Source organism: Maribacter taeanensis, from assembly GCF_047345145.1.
In the GTDB taxonomy this organism is placed as follows: domain Bacteria; phylum Bacteroidota; class Bacteroidia; order Flavobacteriales; family Flavobacteriaceae; genus Maribacter_C.
In genome coordinates this window covers 18732-40531 of record NZ_JBLFER010000005.1, presented here as the reverse complement: position 1 = coordinate 40531, position 21800 = coordinate 18732, and the positions used below count along the sequence as shown (strand labels likewise).

The 21800-nt window shown below is 37.7% G+C and carries 20 protein-coding genes; 10 read left to right on the top strand and 10 right to left on the bottom strand.

Annotated features, from left to right (window positions below; all coding sequences use genetic code 11):
* Positions 1-100: 100 nt before the first annotated feature.
* The 3 genes from ACKWCD_RS15220 to ACKWCD_RS15210 all read left to right on the top strand — a co-directional run bounded on the left by ACKWCD_RS15220 (position 101) and on the right by ACKWCD_RS15210 (position 3288).
* Positions 101-1768: an ArnT family glycosyltransferase gene (locus tag ACKWCD_RS15220; RefSeq protein WP_413984814.1), complete on the top strand. Its 1668-nt coding sequence runs from the start codon at positions 101-103 to the stop codon at positions 1766-1768.
* Positions 1768-2430 carry a DUF4271 domain-containing protein gene (locus ACKWCD_RS15215; protein WP_413984813.1) on the top strand — a complete coding sequence of 221 codons (663 nt, stop codon included), beginning with the start codon at positions 1768-1770 and terminating at the stop codon, positions 2428-2430. Before ACKWCD_RS15220 ends, ACKWCD_RS15215 begins: the two co-directional genes overlap by 1 nt.
* Before the next feature lie 111 nt (positions 2431-2541).
* Positions 2542-3288, top strand: coding sequence for a uroporphyrinogen-III synthase (locus ACKWCD_RS15210; protein WP_413984812.1), 747 nt, complete (start codon positions 2542-2544; stop codon positions 3286-3288).
* 112 nt (positions 3289-3400) lie between these two features.
* Here the strand turns inward: ACKWCD_RS15210 and pckA are convergent, their stop codons facing one another.
* Positions 3401-5017 carry a phosphoenolpyruvate carboxykinase (ATP) gene (gene pckA / locus ACKWCD_RS15205; protein WP_413984811.1) on the bottom strand — a complete coding sequence of 539 codons (1617 nt, stop codon included), beginning with the start codon at positions 5015-5017 and terminating at the stop codon, positions 3401-3403.
* Between the two features lie 68 nt (positions 5018-5085).
* A complete protein-coding gene (locus ACKWCD_RS15200; protein WP_413984810.1) occupies positions 5086-5472 on the bottom strand; it encodes a DUF423 domain-containing protein in 387 nt (128 codons plus the stop codon).
* 83 nt (positions 5473-5555) lie between these two features.
* Here ACKWCD_RS15200 and ACKWCD_RS15195 point away from each other — a divergent pair, with 83 nt between their 5' ends.
* Both ACKWCD_RS15195 and ACKWCD_RS15190 read left to right on the top strand, forming a co-directional pair.
* On the top strand, positions 5556-6929 hold the full coding sequence (locus ACKWCD_RS15195; RefSeq protein WP_413984809.1) for a saccharopine dehydrogenase family protein: 1374 nt from the start codon (positions 5556-5558) through the stop codon (positions 6927-6929).
* 247 nt (positions 6930-7176) lie between these two features.
* Positions 7177-7647 carry an Lrp/AsnC ligand binding domain-containing protein gene (locus ACKWCD_RS15190; RefSeq protein WP_413984808.1) on the top strand — a complete coding sequence of 157 codons (471 nt, stop codon included), beginning with the start codon at positions 7177-7179 and terminating at the stop codon, positions 7645-7647.
* A gap of 54 nt (positions 7648-7701) precedes the next feature.
* Here ACKWCD_RS15190 and ACKWCD_RS15185 read toward each other — a convergent pair whose 3' ends face one another.
* From ACKWCD_RS15185 to ACKWCD_RS15165, 5 genes are all read right to left on the bottom strand, one after another.
* Positions 7702-8400 carry a zinc metallopeptidase gene (locus ACKWCD_RS15185; protein ID WP_413984807.1) on the bottom strand — a complete coding sequence of 233 codons (699 nt, stop codon included), beginning with the start codon at positions 8398-8400 and terminating at the stop codon, positions 7702-7704.
* A gap of 151 nt (positions 8401-8551) precedes the next feature.
* Complete coding sequence (gene ald / locus ACKWCD_RS15180) at positions 8552-9652, bottom strand: alanine dehydrogenase (protein WP_413984806.1); 1101 nt, start codon at positions 9650-9652, stop codon at positions 8552-8554.
* Between the two features lie 273 nt (positions 9653-9925).
* Positions 9926-10180 (bottom strand): SemiSWEET transporter, encoded by a 255-nt coding sequence (locus tag ACKWCD_RS15175; RefSeq protein WP_413984805.1) that lies wholly within the window; start codon positions 10178-10180, stop codon positions 9926-9928.
* Position 10181: 1 nt separating this feature from the next.
* On the bottom strand, positions 10182-13586 hold the full coding sequence (locus tag ACKWCD_RS15170) for a leucine--tRNA ligase (protein ID WP_413984804.1): 3405 nt from the start codon (positions 13584-13586) through the stop codon (positions 10182-10184).
* A gap of 80 nt (positions 13587-13666) precedes the next feature.
* Entirely contained in the window at positions 13667-14524 is an 858-nt protein-coding gene (locus ACKWCD_RS15165; protein WP_413984803.1) for a UbiA family prenyltransferase, read from the bottom strand.
* 113 nt (positions 14525-14637) lie between these two features.
* Between ACKWCD_RS15165 and ACKWCD_RS15160 the strand changes: the two genes are divergently transcribed.
* From ACKWCD_RS15160 to ACKWCD_RS15140, 5 genes are all read left to right on the top strand, one after another.
* On the top strand, positions 14638-15516 hold the full coding sequence (locus ACKWCD_RS15160; protein WP_413984802.1) for a cell division protein FtsX: 879 nt from the start codon (positions 14638-14640) through the stop codon (positions 15514-15516).
* A 107-nt stretch (positions 15517-15623) separates the two neighbouring features.
* The gene (locus ACKWCD_RS15155) at positions 15624-15890 is read left to right on the top strand and encodes a DUF3098 domain-containing protein (protein WP_413984801.1); all 267 of its coding nucleotides are present in this window, start codon (positions 15624-15626) and stop codon (positions 15888-15890) included.
* A complete protein-coding gene (locus ACKWCD_RS15150) occupies positions 15891-16685 on the top strand; it encodes an undecaprenyl-diphosphate phosphatase (protein ID WP_413984800.1) in 795 nt (264 codons plus the stop codon).
* Positions 16686-16713: 28 nt separating this feature from the next.
* Positions 16714-17436, top strand: a complete 723-nt coding sequence (gene truB, locus ACKWCD_RS15145) for a tRNA pseudouridine(55) synthase TruB (protein ID WP_413984799.1) — start codon at positions 16714-16716, stop codon at positions 17434-17436.
* A gap of 62 nt (positions 17437-17498) precedes the next feature.
* On the top strand, positions 17499-18233 hold the full coding sequence (locus ACKWCD_RS15140) for an energy transducer TonB family protein (protein WP_413984798.1): 735 nt from the start codon (positions 17499-17501) through the stop codon (positions 18231-18233).
* 89 nt (positions 18234-18322) lie between these two features.
* Here ACKWCD_RS15140 and ACKWCD_RS15135 read toward each other — a convergent pair whose 3' ends face one another.
* From ACKWCD_RS15135 to ACKWCD_RS15125, 3 genes are all read right to left on the bottom strand, one after another.
* Positions 18323-18943 (bottom strand): thioredoxin family protein, encoded by a 621-nt coding sequence (locus ACKWCD_RS15135; protein WP_413984797.1) that lies wholly within the window; start codon positions 18941-18943, stop codon positions 18323-18325.
* Between the two features lie 94 nt (positions 18944-19037).
* Positions 19038-20441, bottom strand: coding sequence for a TolC family protein (locus ACKWCD_RS15130; RefSeq protein WP_413984796.1), 1404 nt, complete (start codon positions 20439-20441; stop codon positions 19038-19040).
* 1 nt (position 20442) lies between these two features.
* Positions 20443-21795: an HlyD family secretion protein gene (locus ACKWCD_RS15125; protein WP_413984795.1), complete on the bottom strand. Its 1353-nt coding sequence runs from the start codon at positions 21793-21795 to the stop codon at positions 20443-20445.
* Positions 21796-21800: the final 5 nt, after the last annotated feature.

The following is a 21800-nucleotide window of genomic DNA, read 5'->3' as shown; positions in this document are numbered from 1 at the left end:
TTTCATAGGTGTTGAAAAGTCACTTCAGTGGTTTTATGATTTTTTTAAATCGAAGTTTAATCTCAAGAATTTGTAATTTTGAATTGAACAACTGTAATGTATGCTTAAAAAACTGCCCAGGCTTTTTTTCTTTCTTTTAGGAGCAATTTTGATAATAAATTTACTCCAGGCCCATTTTACAGAACTTATTTTTGACGAAGCGTACTATTGGTATTATGCAAAGAACCTAGACTGGGGCTACTTCGATCACCCGCCAATGGTAGCTTGGCTAATTTCACTAAGCAGTCTTTTTTTTAGTGGAGAATTGGGTGTTCGTTTCATGAGCTGCTTACTTTCGATAGCAACTTTAATCATTTTATGGGCGATTATAGATCACCCGAAAAAGAGGGATTATGTAATACACTTTTTCGTGGTCGCTTTTTCTATGACACTCTTAAATGCATATGGATTTTTCATATTACCTGATACCCCCCTTCTATTTTTTACTGCTCTTTTCTTACTCATATATAAACGCTTTTTAGTCGCTCCATCAACCATTCTTGCAACAATATTAGGTGTTGTTATGGCTGCTTTAATGTACAGTAAATACCATGCTGTTCTGGTAATAGTTTTTGTTGTGTTTTCAAATTTAAAATTGATCAAAAACAAATATGCTATTCTAGCAGTGATTGTTTCATTCGCCTGCTATACTCCCCACTTTTTGTGGTTATACGAAAATGATTTTGTTTCTATAAAATATCATCTGTTTGAACGACCAAACCAAGCCTATAGTTTTAATAAGTTTACCCTTGGTTATTTCCTAAATTTAATGGCCATATTCGGACTCACCTTTCCTTTGGCATATTATATACTTTATAAATCTAAGTCAAAAGGTCTATTTGAAAGAGCTTTGAAATTTCTCACCTACGGGGTTCTTCTTTTCTTTTTTGTTTCTAGCTTTTCGAAACGAGTGCAAACCCAATGGATTATTGTGATTTCAATTCCTATGGTAATTATCATTTTCAATTATCTCGTCGATAATATGAAAATAAGAAAATGGTTTTACGGTTTGGGTATTACAAATATTGTAATACTCCTATACCTAAGAGTTGGACTTATTTACCAACCTCTTTTTCCAATAGTTTTTGAAACACATGGCAACAAAGAATGGGTTAGTCGTTTGGAGTACGATGTCTGGGATATACCAGTTGTCTTTGAAAACTCTTATCGTAATGCACCCATGTATGAATTTTATTCTGGTAGAAAAGCGATTTCTTTGAACAATATAAGCTATCGAAAAAATCAATATTCAATCGATAACTCCGAAGCTAGTATGCAAAATAGCAGGGTTTTTTATGTAACCCCATATACGCCAAAAGAAGGTTTCGCATATCCCCGTCTAAACGGCAAACTTTTTTATGGAGAATACATTGTGAATTTCGAATCTTTTCGCAGACTTAGGGTTATTTTAGAAGAAGATGAATTACCCTATAATTTGGATCGAACCATAGAAATGAAACTATATAATCCATACGATATAAACATTCCTCTGAACAAACTCAAATTCGGAGTAGCCTATTTGAATGATTATAAAGAGATGCGTGATATTCAAAAAATTAATGCCGTACCTACTGATTCAAATATTTTAATGTTAAAATCAAATGATACCGTAAATTTTACGTTTAAACTACCTAAAACCGAAATGGAGGATCCGGGGTATTTTAGAATAGGTGTTTCTAAAAAAAATCTTCCCTATGGTCTTAACGGAGATAATATCAAACTCAACTAGTGGAACCAATTCTACGAAACATAGAAAATATCGATTGGATTACTGTTCTTATTTTTGGCAGCCTTTTGTTAATCGTCATTGCCAAAAACACATTCTATAACCGATTTTTAAATTTTATCATTCTACCTTTTAACAATAAGTACATTTTTATGTATAATAAAAAGGAGAAGTTGATGAACTGGTTTCATATTTTCTTCACCATATTTCAGGTAGTAAACTTTTCATTATTTCTATACCTATCATGGAGAGCCTTCTTCGGAACTTTAGAAGATCCAGAATTAAATCAGTATATGTACCCCATATTATTGGGTTCTTTGCTCCTCTTTTTAATTTTAAAAGTATTACTACAACTTGGAAACGGCTTTATTTTTAATTCTAACAAAATAATAAGCGAACTTGTTTTTAAGAAGGTTTCCTATTTAAATCACAGCGGGTTAGTCATGTTTTTAGCCAATATCGTTTTGAGCTATATCTTCAAAGACTCAAAAGCTGTGGTTTATTTAACATTCTTCCTCATTCTTTTAATTAATGGAATAGGATGGGTGGTCTTACTAAGGAATCATCAAAAGTTTATCGTTAGTAATTTTTTCTATTTTATTTTGTACCTTTGCGCACTCGAAATTGCGCCTTGGGTTATTATCGGTAGTTATTTAAAATATTGATACAGAGGAAATAAGCCTAAATCAATTTCTCCGCAAGTCGTATTCGAAAAGTTTATAAAATCGTTCGCAGACTTCCTTGTCTGACCAAAGGAACCAAAAAAATAGTTGTAGATGAAAGTAAAGACGATTTTGGTATCTCAACCAGAACCGAAGATGGAAAACTCTCCTTATTCGAAATTAATCGATAAGGAAAAAGTTAAAGTTGATTTCAGACCTTTCATTCACGTTGAAGGGGTTGATGCAAAAGATGTACGTCAACAAAAAATTGACCTTAATAATTTCACTGCCATTATTCTCACAAGTCGTAATGCTGTAGATCACTTTTTCAGAATTGCTGAAGAAATGCGATTTAAAGTACCCGATAGTATGAAGTACTTCTGCCAATCTGAGGCTGTGGCATACTATCTTCAAAAATATGTGGTATACCGCAAGCGTAAGATATATGTTGGAAAAATGAACTTTCCTGATTTAGTAGTATTGTTCAAGAAATATAAAGATGAGAAATTCCTTTTACCTTCTTCTGATTCTTTGAAAGTTATCGTTCCTGAGACACTAAACAAACTTGGAATTAATTGGACAAGAGGCATTTTCTACAAGACAGTAATCAGTGATTTATCAGATTTAAAAGAGGTTTACTATGATGTTTTAGTTTTCTTTAGTCCGTCAGGAATTGAATCGCTATTAAAGAACTTTCCTGATTTCGAACAGAACGATACAAGAATAGCTGTATTTGGTAATTCTACCGTAAAAGCTGCCACCAACGCTGGACTAAGATGTGATATCAAAGCACCAACGCCTGAAACGCCCTCAATGACCATGGCATTACAGAAATATATTAACGCGGCGAACAAGAAATAAGATTCAAGACCGCAGCGTTTTTTTTGGACATAAGAGCCAAGATGATAAATAAAAAATCCCCGAAATAGATATTTCGGGGATTTTTTTGTCTTAGGAAACTTAGATTTTTTTACTAAAAAGCATATCGCTGCGGACCTCCACGTCGTATTTCCTCACTTGCATGTTCTTCAAACTGCTCAAAATTCTCGCGAAATGCATTCGATAATTTAAATGCGGTTTTGTAATACGCATCATCATCATTCCATGTAGCACGCGGTGATAATACTTCAGTAGGCACCCCAGGGCATTTTCTTGGTTGGGCTACCCCGAATACCGAATGAATATGATACTCTTTATAATTATACAACCCTAAGTCTCCATTAAGCACTGCATTAATCATCGCTCGCGTATATTTTAACTTCATACGTGTTCCAACTCCATAAGGTCCACCAGTCCAACCTGTATTTACCAACCAAACATTCACCCCAGCTTCCTGCATTTTTTTACTTAACATCTCAGCATATTTTGTAGGATGCAAGGGCATAAAGGGGGCTCCAAAACAGGCAGAAAATGAGGGAATAGGTTCTTTTACACCTGCTTCAGTTCCTGCTACTTTTGCTGTATAGCCTGAGATGAAATGATATGCTGCTTGACTTGGAGTCAATTTTGATATTGGTGGTAAGACGCCAAATGCATCAGCAGTGAGAAAAAAGATGTTTTTAGGATTTTCACCCAGCGATGGCTGTTTGATATTTTCGATATGATAGATAGGATAACTTACCCTTGTATTTTGAGTTATCGAAGTGTTTTCAAAATCGACCTCCCCAGCATCATTCATGATCACATTTTCAAGGATTGCTCCTTTTTTAATCGCACCATAAATTTCAGGCTCTTGTTCGGCAGAAAGGTTAATTACTTTGGCATAACAACCTCCTTCGAAATTGAACACCGCATTTTCATTATTCCAACCGTGTTCATCATCTCCAATTAATTTTCTTTTCGCATCAGTCGATAAGGTAGTTTTTCCTGTGCCTGATAGACCAAAAAAGATAGCCGTGTCTCCTTTTTTACCGACATTAGCAGAGCAATGCATAGGCAAGGTATTTTTCTGAACTGGAAGAATAAAGTTCAAGGCCGAAAAAATTCCTTTCTTTATTTCTCCTGTATATCCCGTCCCTCCTATTAAGGCTATCTTTCTGGTAAAATTGAGTATCGCGAAATTGTGTTGGCGTGTACCATCAATTTCGGCCTCCGCCATAAAACCTGGAGCATTGATAACTGTCCACTCAGGATCGAAATTCTTCAACTCTTCATTTGTTGGACGAATGAACATGTTATAAGCGAACATATTCGACCAAGGGTATTCGTTTATCACACGAATATTCATCCTATAATTCACATCTGCACAGGCGTAGCAGTCGCGCACAAAAAGCTCTTTATCATTGATGTATTCAATTACCTTATCATATAAGGCATCAAACTTTGAAGGTTCAAAAGGAATATTGATGTCACCCCACCAAACCTGATTTTCGGTGATTTTATCCTTTACGATAAATCTATCCATGGGCGATCTTCCTGTGAATTCTCCTGTATTCACGGCAAGAGCTCCAGAAGAAGCTTCTTTACCCATATTTTTCTCTAAAGTGATTTCCTGAAGCCTTGATGGAGAGAGCTGGTAATGTACATTATTGTGCTTGATTCCATAATCTTCAAGTGAAACGGAACTTGGGACTTTTTTCGAATTATTCATTCAATGTTTGTTTTTATGCGGTAAAATTATTGAAAATATATATTTTACAGGCGCAAAATGAGAATATATTAGCCAAAATGCCTGTGTGCTCGATAACCAAGAAGTAGCCATCCCAAGATTAGTAGCAATCCTCCTATTGGAGTAATGAATCCTATCGTTTTAAAATCGAAGGAAGTAAGACTATTTGTTGCCAGAAGGTAAATTGAAAAGGAAAATAACAGAACTCCGATCGCAACAAAATAGTAGATCAATTTTTTACTTTTCTCGGGCATTCTTGTGGTACTTCCAAGAACCAAAAGAAAAAGAGCATGATACATTTGATATTTCACTCCGGTTTCAAATGTTTGTATAGCATCAATGTCGACCAACTTCCCTAATCCATGGGCACCAAAGGCTCCAAGCATAACTGCTAAGACTCCAAATACCACTCCTGTTAAAAATATTGTTTTGTTCATAACTTGAAATGCAATTTTTCTTATAAATGTAACAATTTGATACCTTAGTATTCCGTTTACAAAAGTAACCAAACAGAAAGCGAATGCGTAAAATACTAGTGGTTGGAGCCGGAAAATCTACTTCATATCTGATAGATTATTTCTTAGAGAAGGCGGTGCCCGAAAACCTGCACTTAACTATTGGTGATATTAATCCTGATGCGATTCCTTCTGAAATCAAAGACCATGAAGCCTGCACGGTTCTACATCTCGATGTTTTTCAAGATGATGAACGTCAGAAAGCAATTAAAGTATGTGATATTGTAGTCTCAATGCTTCCAGCCCGAATGCATATGAAAGTTGCTGAAGACTGTATTGCTTTCGAAAAACATTTGGTAACAGCTTCTTATGTCAGTGAAGCGATTAAGACTTTAGATGAGCAGGCTAAAAGTAAAGGTTTAGTCTTTATGAATGAGATCGGACTTGACCCTGGCATCGATCATATGAGTGCAATGCAAGTCATTGACCGCATTCGTGATAAAGGTGGTAAAATGATTCTTTTTGAATCATTTACCGGTGGATTGGTAGCACCCGAAAGTGATAACAACCTATGGAATTACAAGTTTACCTGGAACCCCAGAAACGTCGTTGTAGCCGGACAAGGTGGCGCAGCCAAGTTTCTTCAAGAAGGTACTTATAAATACATTCCCTATCACAAATTGTTTCGTCGTACCGAGTTTTTTGAAATTGAAGGTTACGGAAGGTTTGAGGGTTACGCCAATCGCGATTCATTAAATTATAAAGAAGCTTACGGACTCGATGACGTGCTCACTTTATATCGTGGAACAATGCGACGGGTAGGTTTTTCAAAGGCATGGAATATGTTTGTACAACTAGGTGCAACAGATGATAGCTATACGATAGAAAATTCAGAAGGAATGACCTATCGGGAATTTATAAATTCGTTTTTACCCTATTCTCCAACTGATTCCGTGGAATTAAAACTTCGACATTATCTCAAGATCGAGCAAGACGATATTATGTGGGAAAAGCTCTTGGAATTGAACTTATTTGATGGTTCCAAAATCATTCCGCTTAAAAATGGAACTCCCGCTAAAATTCTTCAGTTCATTCTTGAAGATAGTTGGTCGCTCAACAAAGACGATAAGGATATGATCGTCATGTATCATAAATTCGGCTATGAACAAGGTGGTAAACAATTCCAAATTGATGCCAATACTGTGGTTAAAGGAGAAAGCAGAACACATACTGCGATGGCCAAAACTGTTGGCCTTCCTGTGGCAATAGCAACACTAGCTATTTTGAATAAAAAGATTACCACACCAGGAGTTCAAATCCCAATCAAAAAAGAAGTTTACGAGCCTATTCTCGAAGAGTTGAAGAATTATGGAGTTGTCTTTAAGGAATATGATGTTCCTTATCTTGGATACAATCCTGAGTCGGTTTATGATAAGTAAGTTGGTCGAAACTCCTTACCCATATAGAGGAAGGTGTCCGCTAGTCAGCGGACGGAAGGGGTAGAACCCAAACTTTAGTCTCATGACTCAAATTTTAAGGGAAAATAAAGATATTTGCGTTTTGACCCCTTCCGTCTTGTTATCCGTCACTCGGCGCATACAATCCACCTTCCCCTTTCTAGGGAAGGAACAAGTATCTAGTTCCAAACAAAAAAGCTACTTTTACTATAAATCTGAAACTGTATAGATGAAATCTAATTCCAAAAGTGTAAAAATTGACGGAATCGACAAAAAGATCCTAAGATTTTTAATGGCCGATGCTCGGAAACCCGTACTTGAAATTGCAAGAAATATAGGGATCTCTGGAGCCGCCATTCATCAACGTTTACGAAAATTGGAAGCATCTGGACTTCTAGCAGGCTCGAAGTTTGTCATCAATCCAAAAGTTATGGGTTATACAACAATGGCCTATATCGGAATATATCTAGATAAAGCTATGAGTAACCCAAAGGCAGTAAAATTATTGGAAGAAATTCCTGAAGTTTTAGAATGTCATTACACAACAGGCAACTGGTCTATCTTAATCAAAGTGCTTTGTAAAGATAATGAGCATTTGATGCATGTTTTAAATAAGGAAATTCAGCAGATTGAAGGTGTATCGCGAACGGAAACTTTTATTTCTTTAGCACAACAAATTGATCGACAAATTACGATATAAAAAAACCTCGTAAAACTAAAGAAGATTACGAGGTTTAATACATTTTATAGTTACTTAATCTCTACTCGCCACTCGCATTGCAAAATAAAGCAAGGTAGCAAGTGCTCCAATTGCAGCAACCAAATACGTTCTAGCTGCCCATTTCAAAGCATCTTCTGCACCGGCATATTCTTCTTGGCTTACCATGTTCTTATTCTTCAACCAAGCTAAGGCTCGATTACTAGCGTCATATTCCACAGGAAGGGTTACAAAGCTGAATAAGGTTCCGATACCATATAAACCAACACCCACCCAAGCCACGGTTCCACCAATGGCGGTTGTTTGCATAAGAGCTAATCCACCGAAAATTACCCACATTGAGAATTTTGAAGTAATATTCAATATTGGGACTAATTTGGATCGCATGCCTAACCATTCATAAGCGGTAGCATGTTGAACGGCATGTCCCACCTCATGGGCTGCAACAGCCGCCGCCGAAGCATTTCTTTGCGCATAAACCCCTTCACTTAGGTTAACCGTTTTATTTGCGGGATTATAGTGATCTGTCAACATACCTGGCGTAGAAATGACTTTCACATCGCGAATACCATGATCAGCCAACATTTTCTCAGCAATCTCAGCACCGCTCAATCCATTCCGTAATTGCACTTTAGAGTACTTTTTAAACTTACTTTTTAATCGGTTACTTACCAACATGCTGAAAAGACCAAAAGCCCCAGCGATTATGATGTAACCCATATCAAATCCTAACATTTTTTCTTTTTTTAATTTTACTTTTTTAAATATATGAAAAAGATTCCCGTCTTCACGGGAATGACATAACTATTGAAACGCAAAAACCCCGCCAAAACTCCCTGAACTAGTTTCAGGGTCTGACGAGGTCTTATATCTGACAAATTGTCTATTATACTACTTCAGCTTCCCAGCCAAAAGCTTCTATAATTTCTTTATAAACAACTTCACCTCTTATGATATTCAATCCTTTTCGAAGAGATTCATCCTGAATCGTTGCCTTTTCCCATCCTAAATTTGCTAGTTTGAGGACGTAGGGTAAGGTTACATTCGTTAAAGCTACCGTTGATGTATACGGAACAGCCCCCGGCATATTAGCTACAGAGTAATGCACTACATCATCTATGATATAAACCGGATCTTCATGCGTTGTTGGCCTAGTTGTTTCGACACATCCACCTTGATCCACGGCAACATCTACAATCACAGTACCCGGACGCATATCTTTTAGCATATCTCTTGTGATGAGATTAGGTGCTTTGGCTCCTTTGAGTAGAACGCCCCCAATAATCAAATCATGAGTTTTGATATGTTTCCGAATATTGAATTCATTTGAAAATTCAGTTACCACATGTGATGGCATAACATCATTGACATAGCGAAGTCTTTTCATGTTGACATCCATAATCGTAACATGAGCTCCTAGTCCTGCGGCCATTTTTGCCGCCTGAATACCAACGACTCCTGCCCCGAGAACTAAAACCTTCCCCGGTTGTACCCCGGGAACACCCCCCAATAAGACACCACGACCCTTTACTGGTTTCTCTAAATATCGAGCGCCCTGCTGAATCGACATTCTACCAGCGACTTCAGACATTGGAGTTAATAAGGGAAGAGCACCTTCTTCATCTTCTACCGTTTCATAAGCAATGCAAACCGATTCGCTCTTTATCATGGCTTTAGTCAAAGGTTCACTAGAAGCAAAATGAAAGTAGGTGAAAACAATCTGATCTTTTTGCACCAGTTCATACTCTTCAGCAATAGGTTCTTTAACCTTTACTATCATCTCACTCATTGCATAAACAAGACCGATGGTATCTAAAATTATGGCTCCCGCACTTTTGTAGTCACCGTCTAGAAATCCACTTCCTTCGCCAGCGCCAGTTTGCACAAATACGGTATGATTATTTTTTACCAATTCGAAAACACCTGCAGGAGTCATTCCTACTCGACTCTCGTTATTCTTAATTTCCTTTGGGACACCTATTTTCATTGTTATGTGATTTTTGAATTCGTTACAAAAATGTGACAAAACTAATTCTAATAAAAATAAATTCGATGAAAATAGGGGGTGTGTCTACAAAATAGTTATAATATTTTAAAATACCCCCTGTATTTTAGGGGTATTGATTTAAAAATATTATATTTAACACATATTAATTCCCTTTTCAGGGGGGAAAGGATGTAATTAATAAAATGTTTGGCGAAAAAAAACCCTAACCTTTCGGTTAGGGTTTTTTTATGTTCTTACCACAGGTCTAAAAACTTACTTGTACTTAAGTTTTGCAATAAAAATAGCAAAGGCCAGTAGCAAAGTACCTGAGTTGGCTAAAACCATGCTGATACTTTCCTTTTCAATGCCGTACCATAACCAAAGTGCTAGGCCTATCATAAATACAATATACATTACAAGTGAAATATCTTTGGTAGACTTCTCTTTCCAAACCTTGTAGACTTGAGGAATGAAACAAGCCGTGGTCAGCGTCGCTGCAATCAATCCTATGATTTCGATATTTGGCATATTACCCTACAATATTTACAATCTTACCAGGCACTACGATCACTTTTTTAGGAGTTCGCCCAGCTAATTGCTGCTGTGTTTTTTCGTGCGCCATAACTGCCGTTTCGATGTCTTCTTCAGATAAGTCTAAGGAAAGCTCCATCGTGAACTTCATTTTCCCGTTAAAGGATATCGGATACTCCTTGCTGCTCTCCACCAAATACTTGGGTTCAAAAGTTGGGAAAGCTGCTGAAGAAATCGATTCAGCATGCCCTAATTTCTCCCAAAGCTCTTCAGCAATATGAGGAGCATAAGGTGATACCAAAATCGCCAAGGGTTCAAGTATGGCCTTGCTTGTGCATTTTTGAGCAGTCAATTCATTCACACAAATCATAAAGGTAGACACCGAAGTATTGAAGCTAAAGTTTTCAATATCTTCTTCTACTTTTTTGATGGTTTTATGTAAAGTCTTTAGGTTTTCTGCGGATGCTTCTGCATCTGTTATCTTAGAACCGTTTTCGTTGAAATATAGTTTCCAAAGCTTCTTTAAAAAGGAATGGACTCCGGTAATGCCAGCCGTATTCCAAGGTTTGGATTGCTCTAAGGGACCTAAGAACATTTCATACAAACGAAGGCTATCTGCGCCATATTCTTTTACAATATCATCAGGGTTGACGACATTATATTTGGATTTGGACATTTTTTCAACTTCGCGACCGACTATATATTTGCCATCTTCCAAAACAAACTTGGCGTCCTTATAGTCTGGCTGCCAATTTTTAAATCCTTCTATATCCAACTCATTTGAAGAATCGACCAAAGAGACATCAGCATGAATTGGACTAGGATAAATGGAAGAAATTTTTGTCGTTAAATTCAAATTGGTATTGATTTTATCAAATTCCTTTTGGTACGTTTTCAGAAGTTCTATTTTGTCATTTAACAAGCCCTTTGAAAATATAAGAACTGGGAAAGTTTTCTTTGCGTGATTAATTTCACTTTCAACGGTTACTGAATAATCTTCCTCCTTTGAGACTTCCTGATATCCAGCCCTATAAACAAAAGCACTAGTACCAGTAATCATGCCTTGATTAATGAGCTTTTTCGCAAACTCATCTTTAGGCACATAACCTCTATCAAACATGAACTTCTGCCAAAAACGGGCATATAACAAATGCCCTGTGGCGTGTTCGCTACCGCCGATGTACAAGTCCACATCTTGCCAATAGTCAATCGCTTCTTTTGAGAAGATTTCATCATCATTATGCGGGTCCATATAACGGTTGAAGTATTGCGAGCTTCCTGCCCAACCTGGCATGGTGTTTAGTTCTAGTGGGTAGACACCGTTGTCCCCCTCTCGGTCTCCCCATGAGGGGGAGATGTTATCGTTACTTACTACTTCGTTCTTATTTGTATCCCAGGCCCAAACAGTTGCATTGCCCAAAGGTGGCTCTCCTGTTTCCGTAGGTAAATATTTTTCAACTTCAGGCAGCACTATTGGCAAATGTTCCGGGTCAATCATTTGCGGCATTCCATCTATGTAATATACTGGAAAAGGTTCACCCCAATACCGCTGTCTGCTAAAAACGGCATCGCGCAAACGGTAGTTGATTTTACCTTTGCCTTGTCCCAATTTTTCCAATTCATAAATAGCAGTTTTTACTGCTTTTTTATACGGTAATCCATTTAGGAAATCAGAATTAGCAATGACGGTTTTTTCTTTATCAGCAAATGCTTCTTCAGAAATATCAACGCCCTCAAAAATATTCGGAATCGGAATATCAAAATGCTTCGCAAAATCATAATCCCTTTGGTCCCCACAAGGAACTGACATTACCGCTCCGGTACCATAGCCAGCCAAAACATAATCGCCAATCCAAATCGGAATCGGCTTTTTAGAAAATGGGTGTTCGGCGTAGGCTCCTGTAAAAGCACCTGATATCGTTTTTACATCAGCCATACGGTCGCGTTCGGAACGTTTTGCTGTTGCTTCGATATAAGCGTCAACTTCAGCTTTTTGTTCTGGAGTTGTAATTTTTTCAACCAATTCATGCTCGGGGGCAAGGGTCATGAAGCTTGCCCCGAAGATGGTATCGGGGCGGGTTGTAAAGACTTCGATTGAGAGGTCCCCTCCCCAACCCTCCCCTGAGGGGAGGGAGTTCAGTTCTTCTCTTATTTTTTCTTTTACGGCTTGAATATTATTAAGTACTTCTTCATTAGTAAATCGAATAACTTTAAAGCCTTTTTTCTGCTCCAAAATTAGTTGCCTTTCTGCATCTTCATTAAGTTGATGTTCATGTATTTTTCCATCTACTTCAATAATCAGATTCTTCTCTAAACAAACAAAATCGACAATGTATTTATAAATAGGATGCTGTCTTCTGAATTTATAAATAAAATCCTTTTTCCGAAGTACTTCCCATAGTTTAGTCTCTGCTTCAGTGGGGTTTTGACGCATCTCTTTTGCTCTCTCCAAAAGAGTACCAATTATCGAAGAATCCCCGGTCAATCGAGAATCTGTTCCCCCTCCCTCGGAGGGGGCTAGGGGGAGGATGTTAAAGGTTACAGAAGCCCCTTGCGACCTCCCAATCCAATTGGTTTGAGAATCTTTCAAAGGTTGTGGCCAGTCAATCGTATTTAATCCATCCAATAAGCGCTGCGCATAGGCACTGATGCGCATGCTCCATTGGGTCATCTTTTTACGAATTACCGGGTGACCACCGCGTTCGGAAACACCGTTTACGATTTCGTCATTAGCCAAAACAGTTCCTAATGCCGGACACCAATTTACCTCTGTATCGGCCAAATAGGTCAATCTATATTTTAAAAGGATTTCCTGTTGTTCTTTGCTGGAAAAGCTATTCCAATCCGTAGCTGAAAATTCGCTGATATCTTCATCGCAAACGGCATCTACATTAGCATTTCCATCCGTAGAAAAAGCCGCAATTAGTGTCTCAATATCTTCTGCTTTATCGGAATCTTTATTGTACCAAGAATTGAAGAGTTGAATGAAAATCCACTGTGTCCATTTGTAATATTTAGGGTCTGAGGTTCTAACTTCACGACTCCAGTCGAATGAAAATCCGATTTGATCTAATTGTCTTCTATAGGTTTTTATATTTTCTGCCGTAGTAATAGCGGGATGTTGTCCAGTTTGGATGGCATATTGTTCTGCAGGCAATCCGAAGGAATCATAACCTTGCGGATGCATCACATTAAAACCTTTATGCCTTTTGTAACGGGCATAAATATCACTAGCAATATAGCCTAATGGGTGGCCAACATGTAAACCGGCTCCTGAGGGATATGGGAACATATCTAACACATAAAACTTATCCATTTCGGAGTTGTTTTCTGCTTTGAAAGTTTGATTTTTGGCCCAATATTTTTGCCATTTGGCTTCAATTTCGTTGAAATTGTATTGCATGATGCTTGCTTCTTAAAAGTAAAGGGCAAAAATAGGTTTATTCTAGGAAAGGCGAAAGTATAACAGAGTCGATGGCTAGCCTACCCCAAAAGCAGCTTCCCGCTATACAGGACCCATGCCATAGATAGCATTGCAGATAGATTAATCGCATACCCAAACAATTTCATTTGTGGTAGTGTATAAGGCTTGTCTTTGAAAAAAATAAATACGTCTAGCACCAACCAAATCGAAAACACCAATAAGAAAAGAGCCAAAACAAGATCTTTGAACCAGAACCAAACTAAAAAGGATTCTACCAGCAAAAGAGTTAGCATCAATAGCTTAGATTTTTTTCGACCAAGAAGGCTCGCTGTAGTTCGTTTTCCAGATTTCAAATCAGGTTCTATATCCATGATTTCACCGGCAATATGTGCCTGAAAAGCAAAGAGCGAAAGATAGGTCAGTGTTTGCCATGGCAATATTTCTAAATTGTTCAGTTCTGTTGCAAAAAAAGCAGTGGTCACATAGCCAATTTGAATTAGTATTTCGAATGGTGGTCTTTCTTTGATACGGAAGGGCTTGAAATTATATATAATATTTACAAGCACCATAAACACCAGAAGTAGAAACATTTTAAATCCGGAGAGATAAGTAAAGAGTGCAACAAACGGAAGTATAACCCAAGTGATTTTCTTCAGTAAACCATCTAAATGACTCCTTGGGGCTTTGGCACCAAATAAGAAATTTCCCTTTCGTTCGTTTACCGCATCAGCTTTTTCGTCGTTGTAATCATTCAATCCGTAAACCAGATAATTTAGAGGGAAGGTGACAAAAAAAAGCCCTAGCCAAAAGAGCCAAGATTGCCAGAAATTTTCTTGATTTCCGAAAGGAACCAAATAAATCCACAGGGTTGGAAACCATAATCCGGGTCTTGAGATTTTGAGGTCTAGGAGGTTCATTTAATTTTGATTTGTCGTAATTCTAACGAAGATATCTTTCAAATATTAGAAAGCGAAACCAGATACCGGTTTGATTCAATTTACTTTCCTAACTTTACCTATCAATACCTACTATGGGCAAATCTTTCGAGCAATATCAAAAACGTAAACTGATATCATCCTACTTTTCAGTAGTCTTGAGTATAGCGCTTGTTCTTTTTTTATTGGGAATTCTCGGGTTACTCGTTTTGAACACTCAAAAAATGGCCGATCATTTTAAAGAACAGATCACCATATCTGTCTTTTTAAAAGAGAATGCAAAGGAGGTAGAAATCGACCAATTACAAAAAAGCCTTTCTATGGCTGAATATACCAAAACAGCTATCTATGTCTCTAAAGAGGAAGCCGCAGAAAAACACACCGAAGAAATTGGTGAAAATTTCATTGAATTTTTAGGGTACAATCCACTAAAGAATTCCATCGACGTGAATTTAAATGCGGACTTTGTATCCCCAGAAAAAATTGGAGAAATTGCTGAAGAGATTTCAGCGAAAGGATACGTAGATGAGGTTAGCTATGACCAACCGCTAGTTGGTCTGTTAAATGATAATGTAAAAAGAATCAGTTTATGGATTCTGGTTGCTAGCGGTATTTTTACTTTCATCGCTGTTTTGCTTATCAACAGTTCAATTCGATTATCTATTTATTCAAAACGATTTATTATTAAAACCATGCAAATGGTTGGCGCTACCAAAACCTTTATCAGAAGACCTTTTATTTGGACAAATGTAAAATTGGGTATGTTAGGTTCATTACTTGCTCTACTAACCTTAGGTGGATTCTTGTATTATTTCAATCAGAATTTTCCCGAATTGGGCTTATTCGATGATCCAACTATTTTAGTCCTACTTTTCGTAGGCGTCTTTATTTTAGGAATATTAATTTCGCTCATAAGCACTTATCTCGCCACACAACGTTTCTTGAATCTTCGTACCGACGAATTGTATTATTAAATAAACACTAAACCACTTCAATACAAGATGTGAAACAAAAGACTAATAAATAAGTGCCGACGTCGACTAATCCTCAAAAACGAATAACTTTTACTTAAATTTGCGCTATGGGTAAAAATCAAAAAAATAGCACTGAACAGCCAAAGCAGGAATTTATATTCCAAAAAAAGAACTACATGTTCATGTTCATCGGTATTGCTTTTATCGCATTGGGTTTTATTTTAATGAGTGGTGGTGGCAGCGATGACCCGAATGTATTTAGTGAAGATATCTACAACTTTCAACGCATTCGTTTGGCCCCAACTTTAGTACTTATAGGTCTTGGTATCGAAGTTTATGCTATTTTGTTGAATCCTCATAAGAAGAAAAAGTAATTGGACACTCTTGACGCAATCATCCTTGGCATCATTCAAGGCCTAACCGAATTTTTACCTGTATCTTCTAGTGGACACTTAGAATTGGGCAAAGCGATTTTAGGAGATAATTCTGTTCCTGAAGAAAGTCTTTTGTTTACTGTTGTGCTGCATTTTGCAACAGCACTAAGTACCATTGTAGTTTTCCGAAAGGATGTTTGGGAAATTCTCCGTGGACTCTTTAGTTTCAAATGGAATGAGGAAACGCAGTTTTCATTGAAAATTATAGTTTCTATGTTACCTGCAGTTTTCGTAGGCTTGTTCTTTGAAGAACAATTGGAAGCTTTTTTTGGAGGAAACATTCGCTTCGTAGGGTTTATGTTATTAATCACAGCCGTATTGCTATACTTTGCAGATAAGGCAAAAGATACCGATAAGAAAGTAAGTTTTAAAAATGCTTTTATAGTCGGAATATCTCAAGCCATTGCCATGCTACCAGGTATTTCAAGAAGTGGTGCTACCATATCAACTTCAGTGCTTTTAGGTGTAGATAAAACAAAAGCCGCTCGTTTTTCTTTCTTAATGGTTGTTCCCTTAATCTTTGGAAAAATAGGGAAAGATCTTTTGAGTGGTGACCTCACTTTTACCGGAGAAAACAATGTTGCCATGGGTGCAGGATTTATTGCTGCCTTCGTTGCAGGATTAGTTGCCTGTACATGGATGATTCAATTGGTAAAAAAGAGTAAACTTTCTTACTTTGCTATTTACTGCTTGGTTGTAGGCTTGATTGCAATTGGGTACGGTTTTTGGGGATAGTTAACAGACCTCATAATAGTTCTTCAAAATGGATACTAGAACCAAAGAAGATTTCCTAAACGGACAGTTACTGCTTATTGATAAGCCTTTAGGTTGGTCATCATTTCAAGCGGTAAACAAACTCAAATGGGCCATTCGGAAGAGGTTTGAACTGAAGAAAATCAAAATTGGTCATGCGGGCACACTCGACCCATTAGCAACAGGGTTGCTATTAATTTGCACCGGAAAATTTACAAAAACCATCAATGATCTTCAGGGTCAAATCAAAGAGTATACGGGAACAATTACCTTGGGTGCAACCACCCCTTCTTATGATTTGGAAACAGAAATAGATCAAAATTATCCGACGCAACACATATCAGAAGAAAAAATTAATAAGGTCACTGCCAAATTCATAGGTGATATTGAACAAATTCCTCCCATTTTTTCCGCCCTAAAAAAAGATGGGAAACGTCTGTATGAATATGCCCGCGAAGGAAAAGAGGTAGAAATTAAAAAAAGAAAAATCACCATTTCAGAATTTGAAATTACGGCTATTAACATGCCTAAAGTTGAATTTCGTGTGGTATGCAGTAAAGGAACCTATATACGGTCTTTAGCTCATGACTTTGGAAAAATGCTGAATTCAGGTGGACATTTATCTGAATTGAGAAGAACCAAAATAGGGGATTTCAACGTAAATAAAGCCGTTGATCCCGCCATTTATGCGGACGATTTACTCGGAAAACAAGAAGATTCACAACAAAAGTAAGTTTCAATGTTTCCGTTCAACGAAAAATTTAAATATTTTTTAGATATTAGAGTTCTAGCACTATGCATCTGAATCGCAAACAATTATCATTTCTAATTACCTTTTTCTCCATGGGGATTGTGGTGTTGATTTTATTCAACATAACCTTAGGCGAAGTAGGTAGTCAAGACGATGAGTACATCGTAGAAATGATGTTAGCTGAGGAGGATATTGAAGAGCTTTTGAAGGAAAAGGAGATGCTTGAAAAAATGGCAGAAGCAGACCCGGTCAAAAGTCATATGGCGTATAACGAAACCGCAAAGCCTAGCTACGGAGAACCAGAACCCTTACAGACGCTTGAAGAGTTAATGGCCGAACAGGCAGCTTTGGAAGATGGTGAACCAAATGATTTGATGGATGATGGCGAATACGCAGAGCGTGTAAAGGAATTGAAGAAAAAACGCGAGGAAGCAAAGAAAAAATTAGGGGAAAAAGAGGCGCAGAAAAAAGAGTTCACGAATAATTTGGCAGCACGTAAAACTTCAGTTTCCTATTCTCTTGTAGACCGAAACAACTATAAACTTCCACCCCCAATCTACACTTGCATTGACGGCGGCAAAGTAGTTATTAATATCAAAGTAGATGCCTTGGGCAATGTAACCGAAGCTGATTTCAATGAAAAAAGTTCAGGCACTTCAAATGGCTGTCTTGTTGACAATGCTATTGCCTACGCTTTGAAAGCAAAGTTTAGTGGCGATTCAGGTAAACCTACTCAAAAAGGTACAATTACCTATTTATTTCAAGGGAAGGCCCGCTAGGAGCGGTGCAAATTCCAAAAAAAAATTCCAAATTCCAATAGAATCTAAATCTATTGGAATTTGGAATTTATATTTTAAAAACCCCTTTGTTAATCAAGCTGGTCCAAAAGGTCCGCTAAAACATTTTGCCCTTTATCTTTATTATACCAAACTTGAAGGTCTTGTTTGAACTCCGCTGTAAGTGTTCCGTGTTCTGCTTTGTAATCTTCGACAAGTTTTGTGGCAGCTTCTGAACGTGGACCCCAATCACCAATAACTTCTCCAGAAGCATCATCAACGGCAATTAACTTCGGAATTGACATTCCGCCATTAGTTAAAAAACGATTCATCAAATCGACGTTCTCATCACGCAAAATAATCTTCAAAGAGATATTCGGATTCAATTCTGTTATTTTATGCATAACAGGAAGGGCAGGTGAAGCATCACCACACCAGCTTTCCGTCAGTACTAACCAGGTAATTTTAGTATCTACTTTTGAAATCTTCTCTACTGCCTCATCGCTAAATTTCAAGGTTTTATCCCAACGTTTCATACGTCTATCATTCAATTGGGTGTAGTTCGTCAGGGCCTCCGTTTGTTCAGGGCCTGTTGACTTTCCTTCTTCAGCCAAATTTTTAACCAAGGCGATATATTCATTATAAGACATTGCCTTAGGAATACTTTGTTCTATAAGTAACTGCGTACTTTTCTCTACTGTTTTGTTTTGCATATTTTTTTCCTCTATTCGTGAGTTGCAAAATTAAATGTCCTCGCCAATGCAATTCATGAGATAAGTCATATTAGTAGAATTCCAATCTGCAACCTTACAAGTTTTCAGGATTCACCGCCAAACTGTTGAATAATTTCGCCTTCGAGTAATAAAACTTGTTTTGAACCCCTATTTGTTTTAATTCAGCATCAATTAATTTACTCTCGCGGGCATTAATTAAGAACAAAGAACTTTCTCCAAAACTGAATTTTCGTTCTTCTGCTGCTAACAGGGTATTGTAATTCAATACGATTTCATCGATCAGAATGTTTTGTCTTTCGAAGGATTCTAGTTCGCGATAAATCGCAACAATTTTATTTTGCAAAGCTACTTGAGCATTATCAAAATCGAATTTAGCATCTTGCAATTTATACTTCGCCAATTTAAGATCACCTCGCTCCTTTCGCAAGAACAAAGGCAACCGAAAACTGATTCCCCCTTTGTATTCTTGTGTTTCGAAGGAATTAACAAGCTCTGGAGTTTCTGTCAAAAAATTATATTCTAAATCGATTTTAGGCAAAAGTTTATTCGCTTTTAGATTCTTCTCAACGCGGAGTCCGTCTATTTTATAGCCTAAGGATTTTAACTTCGGATGGTTCTCAAGTGTAAAACTGTCTAAAGGCTTCCCGAGAATTTCTAAGGTAATATCGATATCCCCATCAATATTCGTATCGGGAATTACGTTAGGTTTTACCTCTACAGGAATTTCATCACTCATCCAAAGAAAGTTCGATAACTCCAAAGAACGCTTCATCAATTTTACCTTCGCCTGTTCCAAACTTAGCGCTCGGTTCTGAAATGCTATTTTTGCTTCTACTGTATCGATTGCAGCAATATCACCGGCAGCGGCACGACTTTTTGTTCCTTCAAATCGAATCTTCGCATTCTCCAAAAAATTTTGATAAATCGACGCTTCATTAAAGGCTTGTAGCCAATCAAAATAAGCTAACGACGCTTCATAAAGAATCTGGTTCACCAACAAATCATGATCTGCTTTAGACTGCTCTCTAAAATATTTAGCTTGTTTCAAGGTTGCCATTCGCTCGTTAATCCATAAACCTTGACCTACGGACATCGAAACTCCAGCACTGTGCAAACCATCTGTAGGAACAGATTCTGCTGGGTTCAAAAAGTCACCATCATTCTGCTCAAAATTCCCCTTAAGTTCTATTCCATACCAAGTGGGGATTTTGAAAGTTGCATTGAGTCGGTCATAGTACTCAGTCCCCTTAAATTCCTTTCTATCGTAATCGACTTCAATCTTAGGATCAAAACCACCTCGGGCTTTCATCAAATTCGCCTGGCCTATGCCCAAAGTCAATTCAGCCTGTTTTGCAATGGGATGGTACTTCTTAACATAACCTAAGTACTCGTTAAATCTGAGCACCACAGAATCTTGAACCTGACCTTGAATTGAAAGGGTAACCAAAAGCAATATGATTGTGAAACAGTTTCGCATCTTACTTTTTTGCAGTTTTCATCGTTGCATCTTCCGGCTGGTAATAATTTGGTGGGAAGCCATTCAATTGACGCCATAGTTCATACCAAATTGGCACATCATCTAGCAGGGCAATAGTATATGCTCCTGAACCGGCGCGTATGGCTTCAGGCCACTCATGATCATCGGGGTCAGGAGCGAGTAACACCCGATATTTACCATTCTCGCTAATAAATCTTTCAACGGCTACAACTTCTCCACCATAGGTACCATAAGAAACGTTGGGCCATCCACTAAAAACAATTGCAGGCCATCCATCAAACTGAATTCGCACTTTTTCACCTAAATGAATCAATGGTAAATCTAGAGGCTCTACAAAAGTCTCTACTGCCATATCAATATCCGAAGGCATAATGCCCACGAGGGCTTCTCCTTCTTTAAAGGTTTGGCCAATTCCACCTTGTATTGCCTTGTTGATAAAGCCATTTTGAGGGGCGCGAATGTAATACATATCATTTCGCATCTCATAGTTGGTAAACTCATTTTCGAGCTTGGTCACCTGTGCTTCAGAATCAAACTGACTCGATTGTGCGGTGAACATATCACTCTCCGCTTTTGAGATTTTGTTGTTATACTCATTTTGCACACGGCCGATTTCGACTTGAGCGTTAATAACTTCATTTCTTGCAGCAAGGAGCTTATTCTCTTGAGATATTAATTTCGCCTGAGTCTCTTGCAGTTTCAAACGCTTTTCTTCAACATCAGTCACCGCTTTCAAACCCTCTGCCTGTAATTGAGCTATACGATCATATTGTCTTTCTGCAATACTGATATTCGTCTTCGCAGCTTCCAAATCAATACTATCACTTTGCACCTTAAGTTTTGACTGCATTAATTTGTTTTTGGCCTGTTCCAATTTCATGCCGCGCTCATTCGATAACGATGACATCTGACTTCGCAATGCTTTTACTTTACCTTCATACGAAGTAACTGATGCACTTTTTGCTCGAATCTGGTCGCCAGTACGTTCTACTAAATCTGGATCAAAATATTCGTTTTTAACTTCGGAGATAAATAAAATGGTATCGCCCTTCTTGACGTAATCACCTTCCTGCACATACCAATTTTCAATTCGGCCAGGAATTGGCGATTGTATTGTTTGTGGCCTTTGATCAGGCTTCAAGGTGGTCAAATAGCCATTGCCACGAATATTCTGTGTCCATGGTAAAAAGAGCACGATAAATCCGAAGATCGCAGACCCTAGCAAGAAACGATTAAAGTGCTTGTAATGCCTTTGATGAAACACCTTATCGGTGGATTTGAAACCCGTAAGGTGCACCGTTTTATTTAATGGATTATTAGAGATATTCAGCATAACCT

Coding starts and splice junctions, on each gene's coding strand:
- ACKWCD_RS15220 (WP_413984814.1), top strand. CDS start 101: ATGCTTAAAAAACTGCCCAGGCTTTTTTTCTTTCTTTTAGGAGCAATT.
- ACKWCD_RS15210 (WP_413984812.1), top strand. CDS start 2,542: ATGAAAGTAAAGACGATTTTGGTATCTCAACCAGAACCGAAGATGGAA.
- pckA (WP_413984811.1), bottom strand. CDS start 5,017: ATGAATAATTCGAAAAAAGTCCCAAGTTCCGTTTCACTTGAAGATTAT.
- ACKWCD_RS15200 (WP_413984810.1), bottom strand. CDS start 5,472: ATGAACAAAACAATATTTTTAACAGGAGTGGTATTTGGAGTCTTAGCA.
- ACKWCD_RS15195 (WP_413984809.1), top strand. CDS start 5,556: ATGCGTAAAATACTAGTGGTTGGAGCCGGAAAATCTACTTCATATCTG.
- ACKWCD_RS15190 (WP_413984808.1), top strand. CDS start 7,177: ATGAAATCTAATTCCAAAAGTGTAAAAATTGACGGAATCGACAAAAAG.
- ACKWCD_RS15185 (WP_413984807.1), bottom strand. CDS start 8,400: ATGTTAGGATTTGATATGGGTTACATCATAATCGCTGGGGCTTTTGGT.
- ald (WP_413984806.1), bottom strand. CDS start 9,652: ATGAAAATAGGTGTCCCAAAGGAAATTAAGAATAACGAGAGTCGAGTA.
- ACKWCD_RS15175 (WP_413984805.1), bottom strand. CDS start 10,180: ATGCCAAATATCGAAATCATAGGATTGATTGCAGCGACGCTGACCACG.
- ACKWCD_RS15170 (WP_413984804.1), bottom strand. CDS start 13,586: ATGCAATACAATTTCAACGAAATTGAAGCCAAATGGCAAAAATATTGG.
- ACKWCD_RS15165 (WP_413984803.1), bottom strand. CDS start 14,524: ATGAACCTCCTAGACCTCAAAATCTCAAGACCCGGATTATGGTTTCCA.
- ACKWCD_RS15160 (WP_413984802.1), top strand. CDS start 14,638: ATGGGCAAATCTTTCGAGCAATATCAAAAACGTAAACTGATATCATCC.
- ACKWCD_RS15155 (WP_413984801.1), top strand. CDS start 15,624: ATGGGTAAAAATCAAAAAAATAGCACTGAACAGCCAAAGCAGGAATTT.
- truB (WP_413984799.1), top strand. CDS start 16,714: ATGGATACTAGAACCAAAGAAGATTTCCTAAACGGACAGTTACTGCTT.
- ACKWCD_RS15140 (WP_413984798.1), top strand. CDS start 17,499: ATGCATCTGAATCGCAAACAATTATCATTTCTAATTACCTTTTTCTCC.
- ACKWCD_RS15135 (WP_413984797.1), bottom strand. CDS start 18,943: ATGCAAAACAAAACAGTAGAGAAAAGTACGCAGTTACTTATAGAACAA.
- ACKWCD_RS15130 (WP_413984796.1), bottom strand. CDS start 20,441: ATGCGAAACTGTTTCACAATCATATTGCTTTTGGTTACCCTTTCAATT.
- ACKWCD_RS15125 (WP_413984795.1), bottom strand. CDS start 21,795: ATGCTGAATATCTCTAATAATCCATTAAATAAAACGGTGCACCTTACG.